Here is a 1196-nt window from a genome sequence, read left to right as displayed (position 1 = left end):
ACCGGCGTAGCGCCGCTGCTCGCGGAGGTCTACGAACTCGAACGGCTGCGTTGCGGCTTGTGTGGCACCGTGTTTACCGCCGACCCCCCGCCAGGCGTCGGCAAGGCAAAGTACGACGACAGCGCCGCGGCGATGATCGCGCTCCTCAAATACGGCTGCGGTCTGCCGTTCCACCGCATCGAGCGGCTGGAACAGGGTTTGGCCATCCCGATGCCGGTCGGCACGCAATGGGAAGTCGTGGCCGCCGCCGCCGCGCCCCTCATGCCGGTCTTCGACGAACTGGCACGGCAGGCAGCCCAAGGAACCGTGGTGTACAACGATGATACGACGATGCGCATCCTGACCCTGACGCAAGAGGCACGCGCCGAAGCGCTGCCCGCCGGCGCGTCCGCCGATCGCACCGGCGTGTTCACTTCCGGTGTCGTCGCCGAGACGCCCAATGGTCTGATCGCCTTGTTCAAGACCGGGCCCTGTCATGCCGGCGAACACCTTGCCGAAGTGCTCGACCTGCGGGAAGTGACCGATCCGCCGATCCACATGTCCGATGCCTCCACGCGCAACCGCCCGGGCGATCATTCCACGCTGTCCGCCTCGTGCCTTCCGCATGCGCGACGCAATTACGTCGATGTGGTCGAGGCCTTTCCGGAAGAAGTGGCCTTTGTCCTGCACACGCTGCGCGCCGTCTTCCACACCGACGCGCAGGCCAAGCAGCAGGGGCTCTCGCCCGCCGAGCGCCTGCTCCTTCACCAGAAGGAAAGCGGCCCACGGATGAAGGCGCTGCAAGACTGGATGGCCAAGCAGTTCGCGGAGCACACCGTGGAGCCCCACTCGGGACTCGGCCAGGCGATCGCGTACATGCAGAACCACTGGGAGAAGCTGACCCTGTTCCTGCGCGTGCCGGGCGCCCCACTCGACAACAACATCACCGAACGTATACTCAAAAAGGCCATTCTGCATCGGAAGAACGCGCTCTTCTATCGGACGTTGAACGGCGCGCGCGTCGGTGATCTGTTCATGACCCTGATCCATACCGCCGAACTCCACAAGATCGAGCCGTTCCACTACCTCGTTTCCCTGCTGCGCCACTCGGGCAAGGTGGCGCTCGATCCGGCGGCCTGGATGCCCTGGAACTATAGCGAAGCCCTCGCACACGCCGAGGCGGAGAGTACCGAACCTCCGCCGGACTAACCCGGCAG

1 protein-coding gene is annotated in these 1196 nt (G+C 65.2%); it reads left to right on the top strand.

Annotation, left to right across the window (positions count from 1 at the left end):
- Window positions 1–1188, top strand: a 1188-nt coding sequence (tnpC, locus tag ACCAA_RS05270; protein WP_186406184.1) for an IS66 family transposase, incomplete at its 5' end; no start/stop codon positions are given.
- Window positions 1189–1196 lie beyond the last annotated feature (8 nt).

Source organism: Candidatus Accumulibacter aalborgensis, from assembly GCF_900089955.1.
In the GTDB taxonomy this organism is placed as follows: domain Bacteria; phylum Pseudomonadota; class Gammaproteobacteria; order Burkholderiales; family Rhodocyclaceae; genus Accumulibacter; species Accumulibacter aalborgensis.
Note: the sequence above shows the minus strand (reverse complement) of the source record. Positions and strands in the feature narration are given on the sequence as shown.